Annotated in this window: 18 protein-coding genes and 2 pseudogenes; 13 read left to right on the top strand and 7 right to left on the bottom strand. The window is 39.6% G+C overall.

Features of this window, described 5'->3' with window-relative positions; all coding sequences use genetic code 11:
• Positions 1–241: 241 nt before the first annotated feature.
• From SANK73390_RS02695 to SANK73390_RS02685, 3 genes are all read left to right on the top strand, one after another.
• On the top strand, positions 242–835 hold the full coding sequence (locus tag SANK73390_RS02695; protein WP_462763212.1) for a hypothetical protein: 594 nt from the start codon (positions 242–244) through the stop codon (positions 833–835).
• 382 nt (positions 836–1,217) lie between these two features.
• The gene (locus SANK73390_RS02690; RefSeq protein WP_462763209.1) at positions 1,218–1,685 is read left to right on the top strand and encodes a GNAT family N-acetyltransferase; all 468 of its coding nucleotides are present in this window, start codon (positions 1,218–1,220) and stop codon (positions 1,683–1,685) included.
• Between the two features lie 187 nt (positions 1,686–1,872).
• On the top strand, positions 1,873–2,433 hold the full coding sequence (locus SANK73390_RS02685) for a DUF4879 domain-containing protein (protein ID WP_462763206.1): 561 nt from the start codon (positions 1,873–1,875) through the stop codon (positions 2,431–2,433).
• A gap of 25 nt (positions 2,434–2,458) precedes the next feature.
• On the opposite strand, the gene SANK73390_RS02680 is transcribed toward SANK73390_RS02685, so the two are convergent.
• Positions 2,459–2,917, bottom strand: a complete 459-nt coding sequence (locus SANK73390_RS02680) for a hypothetical protein (RefSeq protein WP_462763203.1) — start codon at positions 2,915–2,917, stop codon at positions 2,459–2,461.
• An 817-nt stretch (positions 2,918–3,734) separates the two neighbouring features.
• Positions 3,735–4,706, bottom strand: a complete 972-nt coding sequence (locus SANK73390_RS02675) for a transposase (RefSeq protein WP_462763201.1) — start codon at positions 4,704–4,706, stop codon at positions 3,735–3,737.
• 107 nt (positions 4,707–4,813) lie between these two features.
• Between SANK73390_RS02675 and SANK73390_RS02670 the strand changes: the two are divergent.
• The 3 genes and pseudogenes from SANK73390_RS02670 to gapS1 all read left to right on the top strand — a co-directional run.
• Positions 4,814–4,933: pseudogene (locus tag SANK73390_RS02670) on the top strand (integrase core domain-containing protein); the annotation flags it as partial.
• A gap of 217 nt (positions 4,934–5,150) precedes the next feature.
• Positions 5,151–5,681: a hypothetical protein gene (locus SANK73390_RS02665; protein WP_462763198.1), complete on the top strand. Its 531-nt coding sequence runs from the start codon at positions 5,151–5,153 to the stop codon at positions 5,679–5,681.
• Positions 5,682–6,045: 364 nt separating this feature from the next.
• A complete protein-coding gene (gene gapS1 / locus SANK73390_RS02660) occupies positions 6,046–7,650 on the top strand; it encodes a GapS1 family protein (RefSeq protein ID WP_462763195.1) in 1,605 nt (534 codons plus the stop codon).
• A 411-nt stretch (positions 7,651–8,061) separates the two neighbouring features.
• On the opposite strand, the gene SANK73390_RS02655 is transcribed toward gapS1, so the two are convergent.
• The 3 genes from SANK73390_RS02655 to SANK73390_RS02645 are packed head-to-tail and all read right to left on the bottom strand — an operon-like array spanning position 8,062 to position 8,777.
• Positions 8,062–8,268: an EF-hand domain-containing protein gene (locus SANK73390_RS02655; RefSeq protein ID WP_462763192.1), complete on the bottom strand. Its 207-nt coding sequence runs from the start codon at positions 8,266–8,268 to the stop codon at positions 8,062–8,064.
• 10 nt (positions 8,269–8,278) lie between these two features.
• A complete protein-coding gene (locus SANK73390_RS02650; RefSeq protein ID WP_261591234.1) occupies positions 8,279–8,500 on the bottom strand; it encodes an EF-hand domain-containing protein in 222 nt (73 codons plus the stop codon).
• Positions 8,501–8,555: 55 nt separating this feature from the next.
• Complete coding sequence (locus SANK73390_RS02645; RefSeq protein ID WP_462763189.1) at positions 8,556–8,777, bottom strand: EF-hand domain-containing protein; 222 nt, start codon at positions 8,775–8,777, stop codon at positions 8,556–8,558.
• 312 nt (positions 8,778–9,089) lie between these two features.
• On the opposite strand from SANK73390_RS02645, the gene SANK73390_RS02640 reads away from it, so the two are divergent.
• The 6 genes from SANK73390_RS02640 (at position 9,090) to SANK73390_RS02615 (ending at position 17,883) form a co-directional block, all read left to right on the top strand.
• The gene (locus SANK73390_RS02640; RefSeq protein ID WP_462763186.1) at positions 9,090–10,529 is read left to right on the top strand and encodes a HAMP domain-containing sensor histidine kinase; all 1,440 of its coding nucleotides are present in this window, start codon (positions 9,090–9,092) and stop codon (positions 10,527–10,529) included.
• A complete protein-coding gene (locus SANK73390_RS02635; RefSeq protein ID WP_462763184.1) occupies positions 10,522–11,043 on the top strand; it encodes a hypothetical protein in 522 nt (173 codons plus the stop codon). Before SANK73390_RS02640 ends, SANK73390_RS02635 begins: the two co-directional genes overlap by 8 nt.
• Positions 11,040–12,353 carry a sigma-54-dependent transcriptional regulator gene (locus SANK73390_RS02630; protein WP_462763181.1) on the top strand — a complete coding sequence of 438 codons (1,314 nt, stop codon included), beginning with the start codon at positions 11,040–11,042 and terminating at the stop codon, positions 12,351–12,353. Before SANK73390_RS02635 ends, SANK73390_RS02630 begins: the two co-directional genes overlap by 4 nt.
• A gap of 235 nt (positions 12,354–12,588) precedes the next feature.
• On the top strand, positions 12,589–14,541 hold the full coding sequence (locus SANK73390_RS02625) for a methyl-accepting chemotaxis protein (RefSeq protein ID WP_462763178.1): 1,953 nt from the start codon (positions 12,589–12,591) through the stop codon (positions 14,539–14,541).
• A 100-nt stretch (positions 14,542–14,641) separates the two neighbouring features.
• On the top strand, positions 14,642–16,393 hold the full coding sequence (locus SANK73390_RS02620) for a DUF4153 domain-containing protein (protein WP_462763175.1): 1,752 nt from the start codon (positions 14,642–14,644) through the stop codon (positions 16,391–16,393).
• Positions 16,394–16,560: 167 nt separating this feature from the next.
• The gene (locus SANK73390_RS02615; protein WP_462763173.1) at positions 16,561–17,883 is read left to right on the top strand and encodes an MFS transporter; all 1,323 of its coding nucleotides are present in this window, start codon (positions 16,561–16,563) and stop codon (positions 17,881–17,883) included.
• A 103-nt stretch (positions 17,884–17,986) separates the two neighbouring features.
• Here SANK73390_RS02615 and SANK73390_RS02610 read toward each other — a convergent pair whose 3' ends face one another.
• Positions 17,987–19,315, bottom strand: coding sequence for a hypothetical protein (locus SANK73390_RS02610; RefSeq protein ID WP_462763170.1), 1,329 nt, complete (start codon positions 19,313–19,315; stop codon positions 17,987–17,989).
• A gap of 347 nt (positions 19,316–19,662) precedes the next feature.
• Between SANK73390_RS02610 and SANK73390_RS02605 the strand changes: the two genes are divergently transcribed.
• Positions 19,663–20,919, top strand: coding sequence for an endonuclease/exonuclease/phosphatase family protein (locus tag SANK73390_RS02605; protein ID WP_462763167.1), 1,257 nt, complete (start codon positions 19,663–19,665; stop codon positions 20,917–20,919).
• 216 nt (positions 20,920–21,135) lie between these two features.
• On the opposite strand, the pseudogene SANK73390_RS02600 reads toward SANK73390_RS02605, so the two are convergent.
• Positions 21,136–21,463: pseudogene (locus SANK73390_RS02600) on the bottom strand (transposase); the annotation flags it as partial.

Here is a 21,463-nt window from a genome sequence, read left to right as displayed (position 1 = left end):
AATGTAGAATTGCCGTCATTAATGCCAATGCGTTTAATTAAGTGAGCTATTTTGTGGCAATGCAACCTTGTCGATAGCCAAGCAGAAATTTTACTATGGAGAATAACTACATACCGAAACTTTTCCTTGTTACTAAGCCATTTATCTGTCGCAATGTCTGGTCATTTACTTAGTGCAATTGGTATAAAACATAACTATTTTACATCGGCCTCAACGAAGGCCGACTTAAAGGGAGGTTCTTATGAACAAATTAATAACGGCTGCTTTGGCCAGCGCGGCGTTTATTTCAGCACCTAGTTTTGCTGATATTGGTATTACCGCTTATGCTGGGCAAACTTATAGTCAAAAGCTGACCACTAGTAAAGGTCAAAAACATGAACTAGCTGACGATGCGCACTTTGCAGTCAGTATCGACAGGCATATCGATGGTGCTAAGTATGGTATTTTTTATAGTAACTTTGAAAGTGAGTTAGAAAATAGCTCACAACACCAAGTAGACTCTGAGCTTTTACTATTTCAAAGTGCCGTGTATCGCCCTATCACACATAACTTACACACTTACTTCGGTGCACAGTTGGGTGTTAATCGCATCACAACTAACTTTGTTGATGCTGATAATTTCTTTGCAACAGGGCTGTTTGCAGGGCTTGATTACAAGTTGGGTGCAGGCTTTAGTGTTGGCACAGAAATTAGATGGATTGCTACGATTGTAAAAAACACATCAGTTATCAACTGCGATGACGACCCAGAAACAACCGACACGTGTAGCTGGCACTTTGATAGCGACTCACTGAGTCAATTTCAGGCAAGTGCCAATATTACCTATCGCTTTTAACAGAGCTTTAAAAAGCCTAGGGGCTGTTGACCATTGAGGTATAAATTCATTTAAAATCAAAGGCTTGTATAAAAAAGAATGAGCAATGCAGCATAGTAGTTTATGTTAGTTGCGAATGACAAAGTAGTGGAAGCCTTTGCTTGAACCCTTTGGGTAGCGCCATTCAGGCATTTTTTCTACGTTATCATCTGGCTAACATAGAATACCTATGGATGCAGGTTCCGCCTTGTAAAAATACCCGAATGACTGCAGCAACAACACACAGCAAAGATCAACACGCCCCTAACAATTGGCTTCAAATTATGTTATTAAAATAGGTTCAAAGATCGAAGTTTTTACTTATCTCACCACTTTAATTTGGGCAAAACAACCAGAGAACAGCATGCAACATCAGGTAATCATTAGAGAAGCACACACGGGAGATCACCCTTTTATCTTTTCACTATCTCCTCACTTGGCCGAAGTTGCGCAACTGCCGTGGCACACTGATCAAGCCATTAAAAAAATGCAAGACGAATACATTGCACAGATGCTCACACCCACAGATAAGCCAACCCTCACTTTAATCGCTGAGGTAGACAGCACAACATTGGGCTTCATACATGTACGTACTCACACAGATGGTATTTCAGGTGAATTGTGTGCCACCGTGCCCCTGCTGGCAGTATCCCCAAAATCACAAGGCCTAGGGCTTGGCAAACAACTTATGACATCAACAGAGCAATGGGCTAAAAAGTTAGGTTGTCGTTTGTTGCATTTAGAAGTGTTCGCAAATAACACCGCTGCACGCGGCTTTTATCAACAACAAGGCTTTGAGCCAGAAATGATTCAGATGGTCAAAGTAATATAGAATAATGATAAAATAAAGCCACCTCAACACCAGAAATTTTTATTTAAAATCAAATAAATACAGGTTTTTTTGGGAAATAAAAACCAACTGTTAACAATAAAAACACCTTTTGCTATCATTCCTACTGTATTGAAGTATAGTAATTCACGCAGTACTCAATTTAACAAACTGAATAAGGATATAGCACATGAAAAAGTTTTTATTAGGATTAGCTGCGTTCAGCACATTTTCAACCATTGCAAGTCAATTACCTTCATTAGAAAACGTTGTTCAAGAGTCTGGATTCCTCGCGTATCAACAAACTCTAAAAAAAGAAGTACTCAACACACATGAAAATTATCAACTATACATCGACTCTCTAAAGAGTAAGGGTGAAATTGTGCCTATGGCACCTGCACCTGAACTGACTTATTTAGAGATCCGTGGTGTTTTATCAGCACAATCTCCATCATGGGACTATGTTGCTGTTGGTGATTTTTCAACCAATGAAGATCATGGTGGCGAGTTTTATGCCGTCACAGTCGAATATGGTTATGCTACGCCATCTTCAAGAAGGTTCCAGCTTAATGGCTCAAACCTATCATTAGCGCAATCTGAGCCTATCAAAGATTCAGGTAATACGGTTATCGGTTGGATTAATTACTGGCATAATACACAAACCAACTTCACAAGTGGCACATCTACCTATCAAGCAGTATCAATCAACTTCCCATACAATAGAGAAGATGATCGACTTTATATTCGATAATAGAGCATGCAATACAAGCGCTTACTTAAGCGCTTGTATTTAAACCAAATTGATATGTCTCTAATTTACTAATCAATGCCTTATAATTGCTGACAACATCTGAAGTTGCTTGTCCTTGCCCTTGTACTGTTGCAAGGTTTTCTTTCATATTTGCTATAACGTCAAAGCGCTCACTGTTTGCTTGTTTTAAAGTGGTGCCACCGAGTTGCCCGTCATGCTCAATAAGCCCATAACGTCCTGTCATAAAAGCCATTTCCCCCATGGATAATACGCCTTTATCGTATAGCGTTTTCGCCGCATTAGACTGCTCAGCCAATGTCATATTTGTAAAGTCAAATTCTCTTTCTGGATAGCGGTGCTGTACGCTGGCAATTTCTTGCCTCGGTGGTTGTTCTACATGCTTTGTTGCACTCGCGTTACTTAGTTTAACACTTTGATTATATTGAGAAGTCTGAAAGTTGCTATTAATTCCGAAAGTGGCCATGATTATTCCTTATACTAATTGCTTTGTCATACCCCCTAAATAAAGCAAATTATATTCCAATATGAGTACCTATTTACATATTAGCGTGCCAAGTATTCTAGATATTAAACTATACAGGTCAGCATCACTTAACGAGTGTGTTGATCTTTACTTCAAGTAAACCCCTGATATACAAATATAAGGTAATGTGTCATTCGCTAACAATTAGCATTGAGTTATGTTATTAGGGAGAGCTAAGTACGACAGCTAACAAGCTCTCTTACACACAAATTAAATGCAGACTTACCACTTAGAGGTTACATTTGGAATGTATCCGCAAATAACACCGCTACACGCGGCTTTTATCAACAACAAGGCTTTGAGCCAGAAATGATTCAAATGGTCAAAGTAATGTAATTAACTGTAGTAGCTCATATCTGATTTTGCGGTGTTGACGAGATATGAGCGAACAACGGTCGCTCAATAGCTTTACAAGTTTTGTCTATAGCTCTTCAAAGCAGACGTTCAACTAACTCGTTTATGCCCCAAAACGTGTTTGAAACGATAGTCAATGTCGTTTTACCTATCCTTAGTTTGACCGATAATATCTAATCCATATTGGCGAAAAACAAAAGACACCCACCACTATTAATATCCAAGCTGAGGAGGTGAAATAAAAAATTACGAAAGCACTTCCATCACGTTGGTCAAAAACGTTTATTGATAGGCTAATTTTTAGCGCCCAAGCATATCTCTACACTAAAACTGGGTTATCGCGCACGACAACGCGCAGCTAATACAACAGTAAGAAATTCTAGAATTGAGAATGTGAGTTCTGCTAAGCCAGCAAGCGCTCGCAGTTTGTTAGATTCGTCCGCCGTCGTTTTTGCAGTGTTTCACAGTAAGCGGTTATTGTTCGCTCTCTACCTACAGCACCGTGGAATACCCGAGAAAATTGCGTAGTGAGTTTTATCCAGTTCTCAGACTCTATATTTAATCGAGTAAGAATGGGTTGTGCTTCGTTAATATAGCCTCGCTTGTCGGCGCGAATACATTGTCCTGTGAGTTCAACCAATTCAATATAGGATTTGAGTTCAAAAGGCAGGCCTTTAGGCATATGTTTTCGTGGGCTGCCCGCAAAGCGTAGTAGGCTTTTTGGTTGTTTGCCCAGTTTTGCGTGGTCGATGCGCTTTTTGATGCTTGTGTAGTCTGAGGCTTCAGGCGTTGCGGCGATTTTGGCCCTAATGGGGTTTAGGTCTACGTAAGCTAGACAAGCAGCCAGTGCTGCTTCATCCAGTAATGCTTGGGATTTAAATCGTCCTTCCCAAAAGCGGCCTGTGCAATTATCTTCTTTATTTGCTCGACGGGCGATATCTTCGTTAAGTACGCGCATAAACCAGCTAATATCTGCAAGTCTTTCCCTGTACTTGGCGACATGTTCATTGAGTATCAACTGCTCCGACTCATTAAGTGCTTCACCTTCAGTAAATTTTTGACTTATCCAATTGCCTTTAAACAACTTGTGCCACCGTATCACAATCGCTTTATCCGACAGGCCCTTAGCCTTTTTATCATCAACATATAAAACAATGTGAGTATGATTACTCATCACGGCATAAGCACAGACATCAATACAAAACACAGACCCCAATATCAGGAGCTTTTCTTCAACCCAATCACGGCGGTGTTCGTATGATTTGCCAGTAAATTTATCTTCGCCGCACAGAAACGCGCGCCTTACGCAACGGGAGATACAGTGGTAGTATTTGGTGTCGGTTAAGCTGATTTGTCTTTTACGGGCTGTTGCCATAGTTTGGTTTCCTCAATCCTTTGAGTGCAGGATTAAAGCTTAGGCGGTATCTTAGGAAGGTGCAAATTAGTGGTGGGTGTCAGCGATTTATTAGCGATTTATTTGAGCGATTTATTTTTGATAGCTTGGAAGAAGTATCTGACTATGCTACAAAATGGTTGTGGCATTATAACTATGAAAGACCACATAAAGCTAATAATGGTTTCCCACCATTAAAGGCTGCTTAAATACTCCATTTTTGATGTCTATTAAAAAAGGGATGATCACCGTTCCTGTCCAGAAGCTTCACAGTTGGCACTACTTAACTCAGAAGTGCCCCATTCGAAGTTACACCTGATAGGCTTCTTTGTTCATCGAACCATCATTTGATATACTTTTTCTCATGCAAGTAATGTGTATATAGAATTGGGGTAACATCAACCGATGTAATTGCTAGGTGGGGAAATGGAACTAAGTAATCCGAACAACGTATTGGATCTTTTCAAAGACTTAATGATAAACGTTGTTGAAGAAACCAAAAAACCTATGAAAGATTTTGATCTAAATGAGCGCTACTATAACCGAAATATGGGAAAAATTGCTCAAATAGACGTATCTGTTCTGTACATACGCTTGTGTTCAATCTTTGAACAGCTCAATGAGTTGAAAGCAAATGTCGCCTTAGAAAATGGTTTCTACACCAGTGAGTCTGATTATCAAGTTGTCCTACGGCAATTTTGTGACGATTATCAAAATATTGTCAATGTTGCTGCATCGATAAAGGAGAGTTTAGATCAACGATCTGGATTGCTTGGCCTTTTTAAAGGCTACAATAATCCTATTGAAACTATATTGAGTGGCAAAACCAAACAACTGAACTACCATCAATTACGCAATGAATTCTCTTATCATGCTGTTGTACTCCAACAGTCCGAAAAGAAAATGTTAGATGTCATCGCAAAAGATCTAGACGGCTTTATGGTTAACTTTAATTAGTCGGATAAGAGTTCATTCCTTTCTCAATAATATTATAAAGCTGCAACAACTATTAGGCGCACTCAACTGTTTTCTGCCCCAAAATGCTTTGGCAGTGTGACTTTAGGCCAATTCAAACAAAACCAGATTGACTAAATATTAGTAATACTACACAGTCTAGATATTAAGATATTAAGATATTAAGATATTAAGATATTAAGATATTAAGATATTAAGATATTAAGATATTAAGATATTATCAAACCTCGATCGTAATGAAGCTACAAGGAGAAATCCGTGCTCATGAAAGAAGCTGCTCATCAAATCACCTGGTTGCTCATGACTTGTTTAACCGTTTTTGCATTGTTGCTAGTGGGATTACTTGATGTCATTTAGTAGAGATGCCCATAAGATAAGAAACTCGATAACACGTTACACAAAAGAATCTGTAGTACAACATTTACTTACTCGGCTACATACCGTATATCCTGATGAACCTCAAGCAATAGGTCGTCCTTGGATTGTCTGCCTAATGCTTGAGTGGACATTAGAACTAGAACCCATTCAAGGCGCTATTCCTGCGAATGAAAAAGATGTTTGGAACATATTGAACAAAATTTGTGCACTACAAGTAAAAGCTATAAAATTTGCCGATGAAGATAATGTTTGGTTGTCTCTAAGAGCGTTCTTACTAACACAATTTAGATTTCAAACGAACCAGATAGTACACAACTATTTCTTGGTAAGGTTGTTCTCAATAATGTGCAATGAAGGTGCAAGTCGGTCTTTTCGAGATAATTTCAAAGCTCAGACAGATATTGATTTGGAAGACTTTTTTATTTTGTCGGTGTTTTTCTTTTCTATATTTTACTCGCCTAATAAGCCAGCCATTAAGTACGAAGAGTTCTTACCCAAACTATCACCAGCATATCCAGTAGCCCTGATTAAACAATACCTTAACTTAGTTGGGGCTAACTTTGAACAGTTGCAACAATTGATGAAACACCGAAGGGGGAAAACTAGAGGCGATGGAGATGTAAGAGCGGAAGAGTATTTTTCTGAACCACTATTGCTTGAGAAACCAATACTCATTCTACCTGAGGGTATATCAACCGCTCATCCATATATTGCAAGTATCGGGTTGAGCGAATTTGTTCTCAGAACTCTTAAAACTGCTGATTCGAGTGGTTTTAGAGACAAATTTACTAAAGAGTTTGAAAATTATTTAGCATATGTTTTTGATGCATATAATTTTGAGACGACAAGAGAAGAGCAACTGATGGAAGTTTACAGAGACAACAAAATTCAAGGTAAGGTTGTCGACTTCTTACATCAACGGAGCGGAACTTCGATTTTTATTGATGCAAAGGGTGTAGAACCCAACCAAAAAATTCTTGTGACTGATCAGAGAAACATTATTAAGGACAAGTTAAGAGATACTCATCTGAAAGGTATTAAACAAGCGGCTGAATGTGCAGATAAGTTGAGTGGCGTTGGTTTTGGTGAACTTGCTGATTTTGATAACAGATATGCTCTCATAGTTACTCACCAAGACTTCTACCTTGGTAATGGTGTTAAACTCGCCTCTTATATAGGGGAAGAGTATAGACAAAGGATAGATGAAGCAGTTGCTGGTAAGATACCTCTGAAAAACGTACACTTCTGTTGTGTTGCTGATCTCGAAGGAATACTAGCGCTTTGCAATGAGACTGAAACCGATATTGGTGAATTTTTGGATTTTTGCAACATTGAAGAAAAAGCTCCAGAAACAGCTAAATTTGAGATGCGTCAGCACATTCAAGCATATGCAGAGAAACTAGCATCAGAGAAAAGCTCTCCTATCGGCAGCGATAGGCTAGTAGCAAACTATAAATACCTAACTTCTGAACTTGCTGGCAAAATGTCAAAATCTCAGCAGTATTGGAGCGAAGGCTCTGTGAAAATTCCAGTTTACTTGCAGTACCTTAGAAAAATAAAAGAACTAGTATAGTTAATTTTTAAGTCAGCTTCAGGTTGCCGATTTTAAGCAAAACAGAAGTGATTATTTAGTCTAGTCCAAGGCATAGATAGCGCCAAACGCGATGGAAGAACCGCCTCTTTTATGATTGTTGTTGCCGAGAAAGATTGGTCACAGGTTCAGAGCTATTCCATACTTTATCGAATCTAAAACCAGTCATTTTTGTGCCGACTCGTAACTCATTTTTGTCCAGAAATGAGTTGGTTTAACATCTGTTATCGCGGTGACGAAAAATTAATATTGGATTAGCTGAGCGGCTCAAAGTGGCACATATGCGATTGTCATATTTGATCAAATCAGACAGATTCTGTTAAGACTCATTCAAGTAACGCAAAAAAGCCCAGATCACTCTGGGCTTTAGGACGAGAAATGATTCTCTAGGGATTACTTGTTAAATTCTTGTTCAGACAGCTCACCGTCTTTATTCGCATCCAATTCATTAAATTGTTTCATTAAACTTTCAGATGCGGAGGCTTCACTTTTACTGATCACACCATCTTTATTGGTATCAAAATCTGCAAACGATGCCGCCATTGCAGTTGCGCTTGCCATTGTAACCATCGCGATAATAAGGGTATTAAGTGTTTTCATGTTTTCTCTCCTATTTTTTAAAGTGAGCAAATTCTACAGGGCTAAGTTCGTTGTCTTTGTTGCTATCAAGCTTGCGGTACTGCTTAGCTAGCTCAGTTGATACTTGTGCTTCAGTTGGGCTTATCACACCATCATTATTACTATCTAATGATTGAAATGTGACCTCTTCAGCAAGTGCTACCGTGCTTATCAATGACGCGATTGTTAACGTAAAAACGTGGCTTAATTTCATGTTGTACTCCAAATATTAATTTTTAGCTGTGGCTGGTAGCCTGATAAAAAAGGCGTTATTCACTTTTAAAGCTTGCGAACTCTTGTGCGCTCAGCTCGCCATTACCATCGGTGTCTAAATCTTTAAACTTTGCCATCAACGCGGGTAGTACTTTTGACTCAGCTAAGCTGATTGACCCGTTATTATCAGTATCAAGTGTTGAAAATGTGTCGCCAGCCTGTGCTGCTGCGCTTACTGATACGGCTAAAAATGCAATTGTAATTAAACTGTTTTTCATCATTTGATTCCTTATATTCTGCTCACAGTCAAACTAGTGCCTACTCACTAGTGACTTTTACGGCGTAAAACGATTTGCCTGTCGTTGAGCGATTGTTTGTGTCGCCCTAACTATTCCAACTTTAATGCCAGAAATTAAAAAGCAAGATAAAACATAAGGTTATGAAATATCAGCCTGCGCAATTCAGTGACGATTAAGACAGTTTGTTGCTTAATAGCAACAGCAGACCAATAGAAAACAAATAACATACTTTAAATCAATGAGTTAAGGTGTTGCTTTTTAGCAACTTGCGGTTTAAATAAGGAGTGATTAGTGGGTACAAATCGGTTAAAGTGGCCAAGTACTTTAAACTTAGTAGGCATTAAAAACTCACCAGCAAAGTTTTTTTCTCAGTCCTTAAGCCAGCAAGCAAAGCGTGCAATGTTATTAGCGCTTGTTCCCATAGTAATACTAACCTTGTGGTATGCACAGCAAGTCGCGCAGCACCAACAAGAAACAAACCATATTTACCATAAAAATCAGTCGCTTGTTTTATCTTTTAACACACTAAAAGGTGATATATCAGCGCTTGAAAAAGCCCACTTAAACAATCAACTGTTAAACAATGCACAACTGCAAAAAAGTATTGAAGATAAATGGCAAGTCACCAACAAACGTATTGAATTTTTAAAAAAATCACATGTGTCTGAGCAAATAGTCGCTAAATGGCAACAGTTGCAAAACCTGGCCCCAAAAACACATGTTTTAAATGTAGATTACGCTAAACTTCAGCAGCAATTATTAAAGCTAGAGCAGCCTTTACACAAAGCAATAGAAGATAGTTTACGCCAACAAGCTATCGCGTTTTCAACGCTTAACCAGTATTTTTTAGCAGGATTGTTTTTATTCATCCCCTTACTGATTGTGATCTCTTTAATCGTGATCCGCAAAGTGACCAATCAGCTCAATGCACTTGAGCGGGTTATATTGCAACTCGGTGAAGGTAATTTTGCCAAGCCCATCACTTTGCACGGCAGCGAAGAATTTGTGGCATTAGGCAAAGAGCTTGACTGGCTAAGAGAGGAGTTGCACCTAAGCCATAAACAAAAAGACACTTTTTTGCGTCACGTAAGTCACGAGCTAAAAACGCCTCTGGCCTCATTAACTGAAGGAAATAGTTTGCTGCAAAGTGATAGCTTTGGCACTGTAACCAAAGCTCAACAACGTATCATTAATATTATGGATGGCGCATTGTCTCGTTTGGCCACATTAATTGATGACTTACTAAATTACAGCGCAGCAAATCATCCTCTGTCACAACAACTGTATTCTTTTGATCAGATTAAACTCGAATTAATCAAACATTTTGAGCAGCAAATCAATGACTCTCGCCTGCGCATACATTGGAACCATGAAGACTCAGCGCCTTTACTACCTTACTTACCAATTAAATTGATCTTAACGCAGCTCTTAGGTAACGCATTGCAATATGCACGTTCACATATCGAAATACATTCTCATATAGAACAACAGCAAGTTCAATTAAGCGTTATAGACGATGGTCCAGGTATTGATTTATCTGAGCAACACAAACTCATGCAACCGTTTTATCGTGGCAAACACAGCGAACAACATAACGGCAGTGGCTTGGGCTTGGCGATTGTTGCGGAATGCGTTAAACAACTACACGGTACTGTAAAGTGGCAACATGCCCAGACAGGCAGCCATATATGTATTCAATTTCCAATTCAAAGAGAGCTTTCAAATGCGTAACCTACTATTGTTCTTGATGACATACTCGTTAGTTGCATGCCAATCAATCAGTTCATCAGATAAACAGCTTCCTTTTGTTGGTCCAACCAATGCTAAGTACGCACAATTTGCACCACTTGATGCATTGCTTCACGCCCATCAAAGTGCATGTGATGGCAATTTTTACAACCCCTTGGCAGGTTATCGTTCTGCTAAAAAACTCAATCTCTTTTTCAGCGCTTTTTGCTCAGAAGAATCAACCACAACACAGTTGCGACTTATTGCCCAATTGCATCAACAAGATGATTGGCCGCAAGCTTACCTAAGCTACTTTGCAATGTTGCATCAGCAAACGTCTGTATTAAGGCAACATAAACTCAATAATATTGAATTAAAAAAGCAATTAATTGAGCAGCAAAGTGCCCTACAAAACACGCAACTTGCATTGAAAAATTTAAAGCAAAAACTCGCCCAAATCGAGCAACAACGCTTAGCATCAGACATTGAAAATAGCCAGTTAGGAATACAACCATGAGCCGTAATACCTTATTACTTGTAGACGATGATACATCACTCATCGAGTTACTCGCGATGCGCTTAGAAGCCAACAATTATGATGTACTAACAGCGCATAGAGGTACACAAGCGCTACAGTTACTGCAACACAATGCGATTGATTTAGTGATCACTGATCTACGAATGGCTCACATGGATGGCTTTGAATTATTTGAGAACATCAAAAAAAACCACGTTGGGCTACCTGTCATTATGATGACCGCGCATGGCTCAATTCCTGATGCCGTAGATGCCATGCAACAAGGGTTTGTGAGCTTTTTAAGTAAGCCGATACAAAGCAAAGCATTACTTGAAGCCATAGACAATACCCTCAAAAATAGTAAAAAACGCGACAGCATAGTTAACAAGCAACACTTTCACGGACTCATTTATCAAAGCAATGCTATGCACCAAGTGGTACAGCACATTCAAGCACTTGCCCCAAGCCAAGCTAATATTTTAATTCAAGGGGCCAGCGGCACAGGTAAAGAAGTAACTGCCAATGCCATTCATAAAGCAAGTAACTACAGTAGCGGACCTTTTGTTGCCATAAATTGCGGCGCAGTGCCTGCTCACTTACTTGAGTCAGAACTATTTGGTCACAAAAAAGGCGCATTTACTGGTGCAATGCAAGATAAGGTTGGCTTGGTACAAAGTGCCCATGGTGGCACTTTGTTTTTAGATGAAATTGGCGACATGCCTATGGACTTGCAAGTTAAACTACTTCGTGTGCTGCAAGAGCGAAGCGTACGCCCCGTTGGCGGACATTGTGAGCAGCAAATCGATATTCGTTTTGTTTCAGCAAGCCATAAAAATTTACAACAAGCTGTTGCTGATAAAGAATTTAGAGAAGACCTTTATTATCGACTCAATGTGGTATCTATTCATCTACCCAGCCTACATGATCGCCCTGAAGATATTCCTCTTTTAGCCAATCGATTTGCCTCGAGTATCAGTGAAGGCCAAAAAATAATTAGTCCGCAAGCCATGACCTGCTTATTAAACTACCAGTGGCCTGGAAATGTTCGGCAATTGCAAAATATCATAGAGCATGCTGTTGCGTTTAGTTCATCCAAGCTGATAACCGCAGATACAATACAGGGAGCCATTCCAGATCTCGGCCAAGTGAGCTTTCAAGGGCTCAACGATGCAAAAAAACAGTTTGAATACGATTATATTAAAAAAGTACTGTCATTATGCCAAGGCAATGTGGCCGAAGCCGCCAAACTTGCACAGCGTAATCGCTCTGATTTTTATAAGCTGATTAAAAAACATCAAATAAGTTGCTAGAAAATATAGCGAAACGGTGCGTTACTCGTTATTGTATCTATACTGTAATAAACGTTAAAAAGCCCTTTTGACGTTTATTAACGTTTAGTTATCGTGCAAAGTAGCTAAATATATCTGAGCGTAAAAACACACTCAGTCAAACAGTGCATAACACAATGACAACCCCTTTGCAGGTGATAACTAATCAACAACAACACTAGCACACCTGCAAACAGACCAATTACAGGAGCACCTTATGAGAATGCGCCAAAAACTAATCGTCAGTTTTTTGCTCACTGTTATCGTGCCTATTTTAGCTATTTCTGCAGTAAGCATATCAAAAACCAAACAAGAGTCTCTCAATAGCTTTTTAGACTTTTCTAGCAGTGAAATGCGGCAAATTGAAAATACCTTTGTGTTGTTTTTCGATCAAATGAAGAACAACGCACGCTTTTTGGCCCAGCACAAAGCCGTTAGCACCGTGCCAGATAACATCACGCAATACTTTGATGCTGAGAAGCCCATGACCCCACTGCAAAATTCTCCGCAAGAGGGGGAAATTTTTGAGTTTTATACGGCATTTGGGCAAACTCACCCCGAGCTATTATTTGTTTATATGGGCTCTGAAACAGGCGGATTTATTCAATACCCAGCAGAGCCTTTAGGCAATTATGATCCGCGTAAACGTCCATGGTACAAAAACGCCAAAATCAACCCCAAAGAGGTAATTATCACAGAGCCTTATCAAGGCGTCACCGGGCAAGCAATGGTTTCGGTTGCCACGGGTATTTTTAATGGCGGAAAATTCTCTGGCGTCCAATCTTTAGATGTTACTTTATCAACATTAACCGACATAGTAAGCAACATAAAGTTAGGCGAAACTGGCTACCTCATTTTGTTAGACGGTCAAGGCACCATTTTAGCCGACCCTAAGCGACCAGAAAACAATTTTAAAAATATTAGCGACTTAGACATTCCACTTTATAGCCAGATAGCATCGTCGGCTGACCAACCCTACATTAGCGTGGAGATGGATGATAAAACGGTCGACGCTAAGATATACGACTCTAAAAAGCTAAATTGGCGCTTTGTGGCCGTGATTGATGAAGATGAAATTTTATCGTCAGCTTACAGCATGTCATGGAGCATCATGCTCATCGCGTTAGTTATGCTGGTTATATTTGGTATCATCGCGGTCACGCTCGCGAATAAAATTGTCTACCCGATTGAACGTGTTTCAGAAGGGCTCAGAGACATAGCGCAAGGCGAAGGTAACTTGTCTAAGCGCTTACAAGTTATTGGTAACGATGAAATTAGTGAACTTGCAACGTGGTTTAATCAATTTTTAAGCTCGATTAACTCTTTGGTTAAAGACATCCAACAAAATGCACATACACTCAATAACGCAGCTCAACACTTTGAAAATCAAATTAACGATATACAAAGCCAGTGTCGAAGCCAACAAGGCACGGCTAATCAAGCGGCAAACAACACTGAATCGGTACATCATATGGCGCAGAATGTCAGTCACAACTGCCAAGGCTCATTAGATGAAATAGCACAAACCGACCAATTTGCTCACTCTGGCAATACCTTAATTAGCAACACCGTTAATCAAGTGGCGCAGCTAAATAACTCTTTGGACGCCTCTGCCACTGAGATTTCTCACCTTGAAAGTGAAAGTAATAACATTACTAATATTTTAGGTGTGATCCGGGGTATTGCTGAGCAAACAAACTTACTGGCATTAAACGCCGCTATTGAGGCAGCTAGAGCAGGCGAGCAAGGCCGCGGTTTTGCGGTAGTTGCAGATGAAGTAAGAACACTGGCGCAACGCTCTCATGATGCCACACAAGAAATTGAACAAGTACTTACCAAACTCATTGAGCAAACTCGTTCAGTCTCAGCCAAAATGACTGAAAGTGTAAGTGCTTCCAATGAAGCAATTGCACAATCAGAAGAAGCCCATCAAGCATTTGAAAACATTGCCAGTAGTGTGACCAAAGTGAAAGGTTTAATTTCGACTATCGCACAGGATGCCCAACAGCAAGGTTCATCTGCAAGCCAAACGCATGACCAAATAGCTGGGCTGACACAATCTGTTACTCAAGTCAGTCAAGCCTCAGATAGCTTGTCTGATGGTGCCAAATCTCTGGTAGACTTAGCAAAAAGTCTCGATCAACTCGTTGGTCGTTTTCATATCGATTAATATTTTGAAAGTGACTAAACGCCCTCTCATTTAGTCACTTTATGTTAATTATTAAAGGAATAACATGTGTTTATAGCTGTAAATTTTAAGGATGAAACCATTGCAAAAAGTTATACCTGAACAAACAAAGCAACAGCGCAGCTGGCTATTACTTTGTGCATTACTGCAAGCTTTAGGGTTGCTACTGCTACATCAAGCATTTAGCTTTGACTGGCCAGTTATGCATTCTCCCTCATTGGTGCTTGCAAGCTACGCGGCCCTTTTAACAGGCCCAACATTATTAATTTATGGCGTTACGGCCTCAACTAAACGACACTTTTACGTTATTGCTCTGTGCTTAAGCATGCTTACAGCTATATTGGGCGCTTATACAGGCATGCAAATTCTCTACCCACACTATCCAGATTTAGCAGTTCATGGTTTTAGCTTTGCCGTTGTGATGTTTATTTTAACTTTCAAAGCGATAATTTTTGCCGCATCAGTTGAGCACCAAAATAGCCATTGGAAAGTTTGCTACTCGCAACTTATCAGTCACACCTGTCGTTTAACGATTACCATACTCCTTGCCAGCTTTTTTACTTTAATTGTGTGGCTCATTGTTGTGCTATGGGCTGAATTATTTAGCGCAATTGATATTCATATTTTTAAAGATATTTTTTATGAGCCATGGTTTGTATACCCAACGCTAGGCTTGGCACATGCAATTGGTGTATTAAAAGTGCGTAGCAGCAGTAAAATAGTTAATACCGCCAGCCACCTAATTCAAACACTGTCTTTTGCTTTACTACCACTTTTGTTACTACTGAGTAGCGTATTTTTAATCGCTATTAGTTTTCAAGGACTAGATGCACTGTGGGATAATGGCGGCAGCAACTTAGTGTTTATACTCACATTGCTAATTTTGTTAACGTTAAATTTAGCGTTTCAAGATACAAAAAGCCCCCCAAGCATGCCTCATTATGCCTATTTAGCACTGTTAACTGGCATCGCTATTTTACCAATTTACTTGGGCATTAGTGGCTATGGTATATGGTTAAGAGTAGAGCAATATGGCCTCAGTATCAGTCGCTTATGGGCTATTTTAGCTTGGGTATTTTTGACCTTTTATCTTGTGTGTTACAGCTTTTGTATCATCAAAGATAGACTTAATTGGTTACAGTCACTTGGCACAATCAACACTCGGTTAGGGCTATTATTTATCGCTACTTTGTTGCTCACGCAATCTCCTATTTTAAATTTCAAACACCTCAGCGCCCAAAATCAACTCGCAAGAATACATGCTGGCATAACCAATGTGGATGACATTGACGTGTACTATTTTGCCCATGAATTAGGAGTAGCAGGTGCCGATGCGCTCACTGAAATTGATGCACATTTTGCGCAGCAATATCCGCAACTTGGGCTAAGAATAAAAGCAGCGCTAAATAACGATAGCGCAAATAACACATTGCATACCAACAATACCAATATTGCCAATACACTAGAAGTTATTGGCCAACATTCAAAAGTAACACCGCCACCTGAACTAATAAAAACACTGCAAAAATTTGCCAATGAGAACACCACATTTATTGCCAACAGTACCAAGCTAATGCTGCTACCTATTGAACTCAATGGCGACTTACAACACGAATATGTATTGATCTCAAAACAGGACAAATATGTGGATTTGTCGCTCTTTTATTTTGAGCAAGCACAGTGGCTACGCAAATCTTTGCACTTTAATCACTCCGATGAACTCTCTCAAGAAACACTGGTCGAGATGCTGATCAACGAAGAGTATTTAGTTGAGCCTGCTAAATTTAAAAATATAAATATTAATGGGGTAAAACTGCAGGTTTTTGATTATTAAATACGAAAAGCGAGCGGCTTACCTGTTGGTGAGCCCTCAACACCTCCTGACACTCTGCAAGTGCTCAGTTAATTTCTTTTAGCCGCAATAATAGTTTGGCGTATGCTCACTTTTCTTCTAATATTAGAGACTTACAGTATTAAAATTTGGCTCACTTAGTTGCCTTTATGAAATCATTTCCTTCTCTTTATTTTACAAACTTTTTTTTAGTTGGCGGTACAGGCTTACTCACTACCTACCTTGCCCTTTACCTTGGCCAACATGATATATCCACATTTTGGATTGGCTTGCTTACATCATGCTATTACTTGGGGTTATTGCTTGGCTCAAAACTCGGTTACCACCTCATTAAATCTGCCGGACATATTAGAGCATTTGCCGCCAGTACAGCCGTTGTTACAGCTTGTGTTGCAAGCCACGGTGTAAGTGACAACATTTACTTTTGGCTCGTACTTCGCTTTGTAGTTGGCTTGGGTATGATGTGTAATTATATGGTATTAGAAAGCTGGTTAAATGAACAAGCAGCACCAGAGCAGCGCGGTCGCGTATTCTCATTTTACATGCTTACCTCCTACTTAGGTATGGTAGCTGGGCAATTTGCGCTCTCTAACTTTCCTGAGCTGGGTTATGCGCCCTTATTTTTAATATGTATTGCGCTCTCATTTGGCATTGTGCCCATTTCTATCACTCGCAGAATACATCCAAAGCCATTAAAGCCAATACAGGTCAGCCTATTAGGTTTTTTTAAAACCATTCCGCAATCCCTTACTGCAGTGTGCTTTGCTGGTGTCATTAATGGTAGTTTTTATGGTTTGGCGCCCACCTTTGCAAGCCAAGCAGGTTTAAGCGCACAAGAAATTGCCATGTATATGTCGATTACCATTTTTGCAGGGTTATTAGCGCAGTGGCCTATGGGTATTATTTCCGATAAAATTCGCCGTAGTATTTTATTACGCACAAATGCGTTAATGATCGGGCTGATTTCTTTAGCTTTATTTTTACTACCAACGCAAACACCTTTGAGCTACTGGCTTACTTTTTCGTTTGGCTTATTTGCATTTACGCTATACCCGCTGTCGTCTGCACTGGCTAATTCACGCGTTGATGATGAACACCGAGTGGGCGTTTCTTCTGCTCTTTTAGTTGCCTTTGGTGCCGGAGCCTGCGTTGGCTCAACAGGTCTTGCACAAATCATGTCGTACTTTGGCCCACACGCTTTGTATGCCTCATTCACGCTATTGACCGCCTGCATGTACTGCGCACTCACTTATATTAATGCCCGCCAAAAAGCAGAGAAACCCGCTGCATCTGACTACGTCGCTGCCACATCTGATATCACCAGCTCACCTCTTGCGGCAACACTTGACCCAAGGATTGAAGAAAAAACAGCGCAAGAGCAAATGCTTGTTGTGGATGAACATATTATCAATACAGGTATTTTCTCGGATGAACCCGAGGCAACTCTAGAGGGCGAATCAAAAGACAATTGATTTAAACACTAATAATAGGTTTTGCTTGACTAAAACAGAGCCAAAGCGCGGTAAATTACCTTTGAGCAAAATACCGCGCGGCCTTGTTTTTACTAATTCTATATTAATTAGCACGCACACTTATTTGAACACCCGCAGCCCCGTCGTATAGCCCATTAATCACCCTTTGCTCATAAGGTACACGTTGAAAATCGTTTAATAGGTCAACATAATTGCCATTATGGTTATAGTCATATAAGGAAAATCTAAGGTTGACGGAGTTCTCATTCACTGTATCTTGAGACAAAATATCACCAAATTCAAACTCTGGAATAGTGCCTTTTGCTTCAGAAAAAATGTCCCACTGAATATTCCCATGTGTATAATCATTGAAATTCATACTATGAATCAACAAATCAGACTCAGGTGCAAAGCTTAAATAATCAAATGAGAGAGCATTACGATTTTGTGTTGTGAATGAATTTAAGAAGCTATTTGAAAACTCATAGCCTATATCGTAACCAGGCAATTGTTTTATTGGCTCAAAAAAGCCTTGTTCATCGATGTTCTTATAAGCAAATGAACTAGTCGTTATGCTGCCATTGGCTGTATCAATATTTTCACTTTGTCGAAAACGGATAGTATTTGAAGTTGTTAATGAAGGAAATATGAACATAGGTTCACCCATTGAGCTTAAAGCAAATTGACTTAGCACTCTTTGACCCTCAATACCACCACTTACTAAAACCGTTGTGTCATTATCAAAAGCAGGAATATAGTCTACTTGTACTCCCTTATGAGCAAAGTCTAAATAGGATAGTGCAATTTTCTCATTAGACAGGTCCACTTTAGCTGCGGTTATATCACTAGCATAACGTTTTCTAAGCAGTAAATAGGCAATTTGAGAATCACTACACATATTAATCGTGTTATTTGCATTATCTAACTCAACACCGCGCCCAATTACATTTTCGGTGCCGTGTAATTCATAATCATAATGAGAGCTTGACAAAGAAGTGACATCAAGTTCGGTATTGTATTTACATTCGCACGCTTGATCTGCTAAATAAAAGTTCACTTCATCACGTGCTAGACCATTTGCAATGTCCAAATATGTATCAATAAACATTTTGGGCGCATCAAGCCCTTCAGTAACGGATGCAATAAAAGAGACATGTTGAGTACCTTTAGGGAGGGCTGTGTCAACTCGACCAACATTACTCGACTTTATATTATTCACGACTTTACCATTTACATCATGAAAAACAATGTCCATAGATGTTGGAATTTTATCACCACATGAGTTAGTTAAATTGGTCTGGGCGGCTAACTTTGCTACATTCGCAGTAGCAGCAGCTCCTGAGTTACCTTTGGCATCACCACCGCTTCCACCACCACAAGCTGTTAAAGAGGCAATAAGCGTAAGACAAAGTATTGATCCGTTGATTTTCATATATTCATACCACAAAAATTTTGCGTGGATAGTACGTTAAAGCAGGCGAAAAAAGCAATAAAGTGGCAATATTAAAGCTGACGCTCAGTGGAGCAAACAATATTACCTTACTCCATCTGCAACACCCAACACCACAAACTCACCACTAGCAGCAACACTCAAACTAAGAATGTAAAAGCAGCTCACACATTTGATTTAATTATCCCAAAATAACACGCAAAACAAAAAGTGCCTTTTTCAAAAAATAAAAAAGAAAAGCATAATCGATTACATCGTATTTATTTGCATATTGATTTTACGCACATTTATACTTCATATAGTTCTTGCACCCAACTCACATTAAAATTATGTACACACAAATTATTAACTCAGCTGCTAGCCATACAGCAACGTTACTTTTTGCAATATCATTATTATTCTTAACAGCTTGCCAACAGGTAAATAACCCAGAAACAATGCAAGACAGTAATACCTTTATTAACGTTAAGGTCGCAAGCTTTAATGTGAGTATGGAGGCAAACAACTATATTGAAGAAGGTGGTGCAACTCAAAACATCAACTTGGCACTACCGCGTGCTTTAGCAAGCGCAGAGCATCAACAAATTAAAAATATTGCTGAAATTATTCAAAGGGTGCAACCTGATATTTTACTGCTCAATGAGTTTGATTATTTAGAGAAGACAGAGATAGGCATTAACGCTTTTCAAAATAAATACCTGTCAGTATCACAACAAGGTCACGCACCGATTTATTACCCATACATTTATCTAGCGCCAGTCAATACCGGTGTAAAGACCCCATTTCAAAGCGCAAATAGTCGTTTAACCCACTATGGCTTTGGCAAGTATCCCGGCCAATATGGCATGGTGGTGTTGTCTAAATATCCGATAAAAAACCAGCAAACCCGAACCTTTCAACAATTTTTATGGCAAGATATGCCTGATAACTTAATGCCTGTCGATTCAGCAGGCAAGTCTTGGTACAGCAAAGCTGAAAAACAACACATGCGTTTATCTTCAAAATCACATTGGGACATTCCTGTGAATATTTGTAATAAGCAACTAAATATATTGGCAAGTCATCCCACACCGCCTGTATTTGATGGCGATGAAGACCGAAATGGACGCAGAAATCACGACGAAATACGCTTTTGGAAAGACTATATTATCGCTAATAGCGAAAGTTACCACTATGATGATCAGGGTAAAAAAGGCGGTATTGTTAAAAATGCGCCATTTGTTATTGTTGGCGATCTCAATGCAAGTGCCACTGAAGGCAGTGCACACCCCAACGCAATGCGTCAACTGTTAACTCACCCTCGTATCAATAACTATCCTGCGCCTATATCTGAAGGAGGGGCACTGAACAAACCAGATAACCTAAATGCAGCATCACATACTGCCAGTTGGGGTATGCGTGCAGACTATGTTATTCCGTCATCAGAGTTAAATGTTATCGACAGTGGGGTTTTTTGGCCTAAGCCAGACGATGAAGCTTCACGGCTAGTTTCATCTCGTTCTGCATCCTCTGATCACCGCTTAGTTTGGGCAACGCTTGCACTTAAATTAAAAGATAAAGAGTGTAATAGCGATTCGCTTAATTAAGTGATCTATTTTTAGCTAATAAATCTTATCGATAATGAGGTCGAGGTTTCGCTATTAAGTTGTTCTAAATGAGAGATTTATAACGCAGCTAACACCAGGTTTAGTACCTAAAAATGATTAAGTATTATTGAAAATTAGTATAACTAGACACACAACAAAGGGTTACCGAAATAGTGATTGCCAATTCAAAAGGCTATGTTTTGGGTTTTAGAGCGGCTAGCCGAATAGCTTTTCACATTGACTGATGCTGGTTCGCCGTTTTACTTCTAAATGAGTATAATAGCCGTCAAGCTTATTGGGTCGCCCTACTGCCCCTTTGAACACTTTGCTAAATTGTGTGGTGAGTTTTAACCAGTTTTCAGGTGCTATGTTTAATCGTTCTAAAATAGGAAGAGTGCGTTGCTCTATATGCCCGCGTTTATCTTCTCTCATACAGCGGCCCGTTAGCTCAACTAATTCTAAATAAGACTTTAACTCGAAGGGCAGCCCTTTGGGCATGTGTTTTCTGAGGCTGCCTGCAAAGCGAGCAAGTTGTTTAGGTTGC

The organism is Pseudoalteromonas sp. SANK 73390, assembly GCF_054966645.1.
Note: the sequence above shows the minus strand (reverse complement) of the source record. Positions and strands in the feature narration are given on the sequence as shown.

What these genes read in the sequence shown, in the direction of transcription:
- SANK73390_RS02685 (WP_462763206.1), top strand. Translation starts at nt 1,873, where the DNA reads ATGAAAAAGTTTTTATTAGGATTAGCTGCGTTCAGCACATTTTCAACC.
- SANK73390_RS02605 (WP_462763167.1), top strand. Translation starts at nt 19,663, where the DNA reads ATGTACACACAAATTATTAACTCAGCTGCTAGCCATACAGCAACGTTA.
- SANK73390_RS02610 (WP_462763170.1), bottom strand. Translation starts at nt 19,315, where the DNA reads ATGAAAATCAACGGATCAATACTTTGTCTTACGCTTATTGCCTCTTTA.
- SANK73390_RS02680 (WP_462763203.1), bottom strand. Translation starts at nt 2,917, where the DNA reads ATGGCCACTTTCGGAATTAATAGCAACTTTCAGACTTCTCAATATAAT.
- SANK73390_RS02625 (WP_462763178.1), top strand. Translation starts at nt 12,589, where the DNA reads ATGAGAATGCGCCAAAAACTAATCGTCAGTTTTTTGCTCACTGTTATC.
- SANK73390_RS02655 (WP_462763192.1), bottom strand. Translation starts at nt 8,268, where the DNA reads ATGAAAACACTTAATACCCTTATTATCGCGATGGTTACAATGGCAAGC.
- SANK73390_RS02645 (WP_462763189.1), bottom strand. Translation starts at nt 8,777, where the DNA reads ATGAAAAACAGTTTAATTACAATTGCATTTTTAGCCGTATCAGTAAGC.
- SANK73390_RS02630 (WP_462763181.1), top strand. Translation starts at nt 11,040, where the DNA reads ATGAGCCGTAATACCTTATTACTTGTAGACGATGATACATCACTCATC.
- SANK73390_RS02690 (WP_462763209.1), top strand. Translation starts at nt 1,218, where the DNA reads ATGCAACATCAGGTAATCATTAGAGAAGCACACACGGGAGATCACCCT.
- SANK73390_RS02635 (WP_462763184.1), top strand. Translation starts at nt 10,522, where the DNA reads ATGCGTAACCTACTATTGTTCTTGATGACATACTCGTTAGTTGCATGC.
- SANK73390_RS02615 (WP_462763173.1), top strand. Translation starts at nt 16,561, where the DNA reads ATGAAATCATTTCCTTCTCTTTATTTTACAAACTTTTTTTTAGTTGGC.
- SANK73390_RS02650 (WP_261591234.1), bottom strand. Translation starts at nt 8,500, where the DNA reads ATGAAATTAAGCCACGTTTTTACGTTAACAATCGCGTCATTGATAAGC.
- SANK73390_RS02675 (WP_462763201.1), bottom strand. Translation starts at nt 4,706, where the DNA reads ATGGCAACAGCCCGTAAAAGACAAATCAGCTTAACCGACACCAAATAC.
- SANK73390_RS02665 (WP_462763198.1), top strand. Translation starts at nt 5,151, where the DNA reads ATGGAACTAAGTAATCCGAACAACGTATTGGATCTTTTCAAAGACTTA.
- SANK73390_RS02695 (WP_462763212.1), top strand. Translation starts at nt 242, where the DNA reads ATGAACAAATTAATAACGGCTGCTTTGGCCAGCGCGGCGTTTATTTCA.
- gapS1 (WP_462763195.1), top strand. Translation starts at nt 6,046, where the DNA reads ATGTCATTTAGTAGAGATGCCCATAAGATAAGAAACTCGATAACACGT.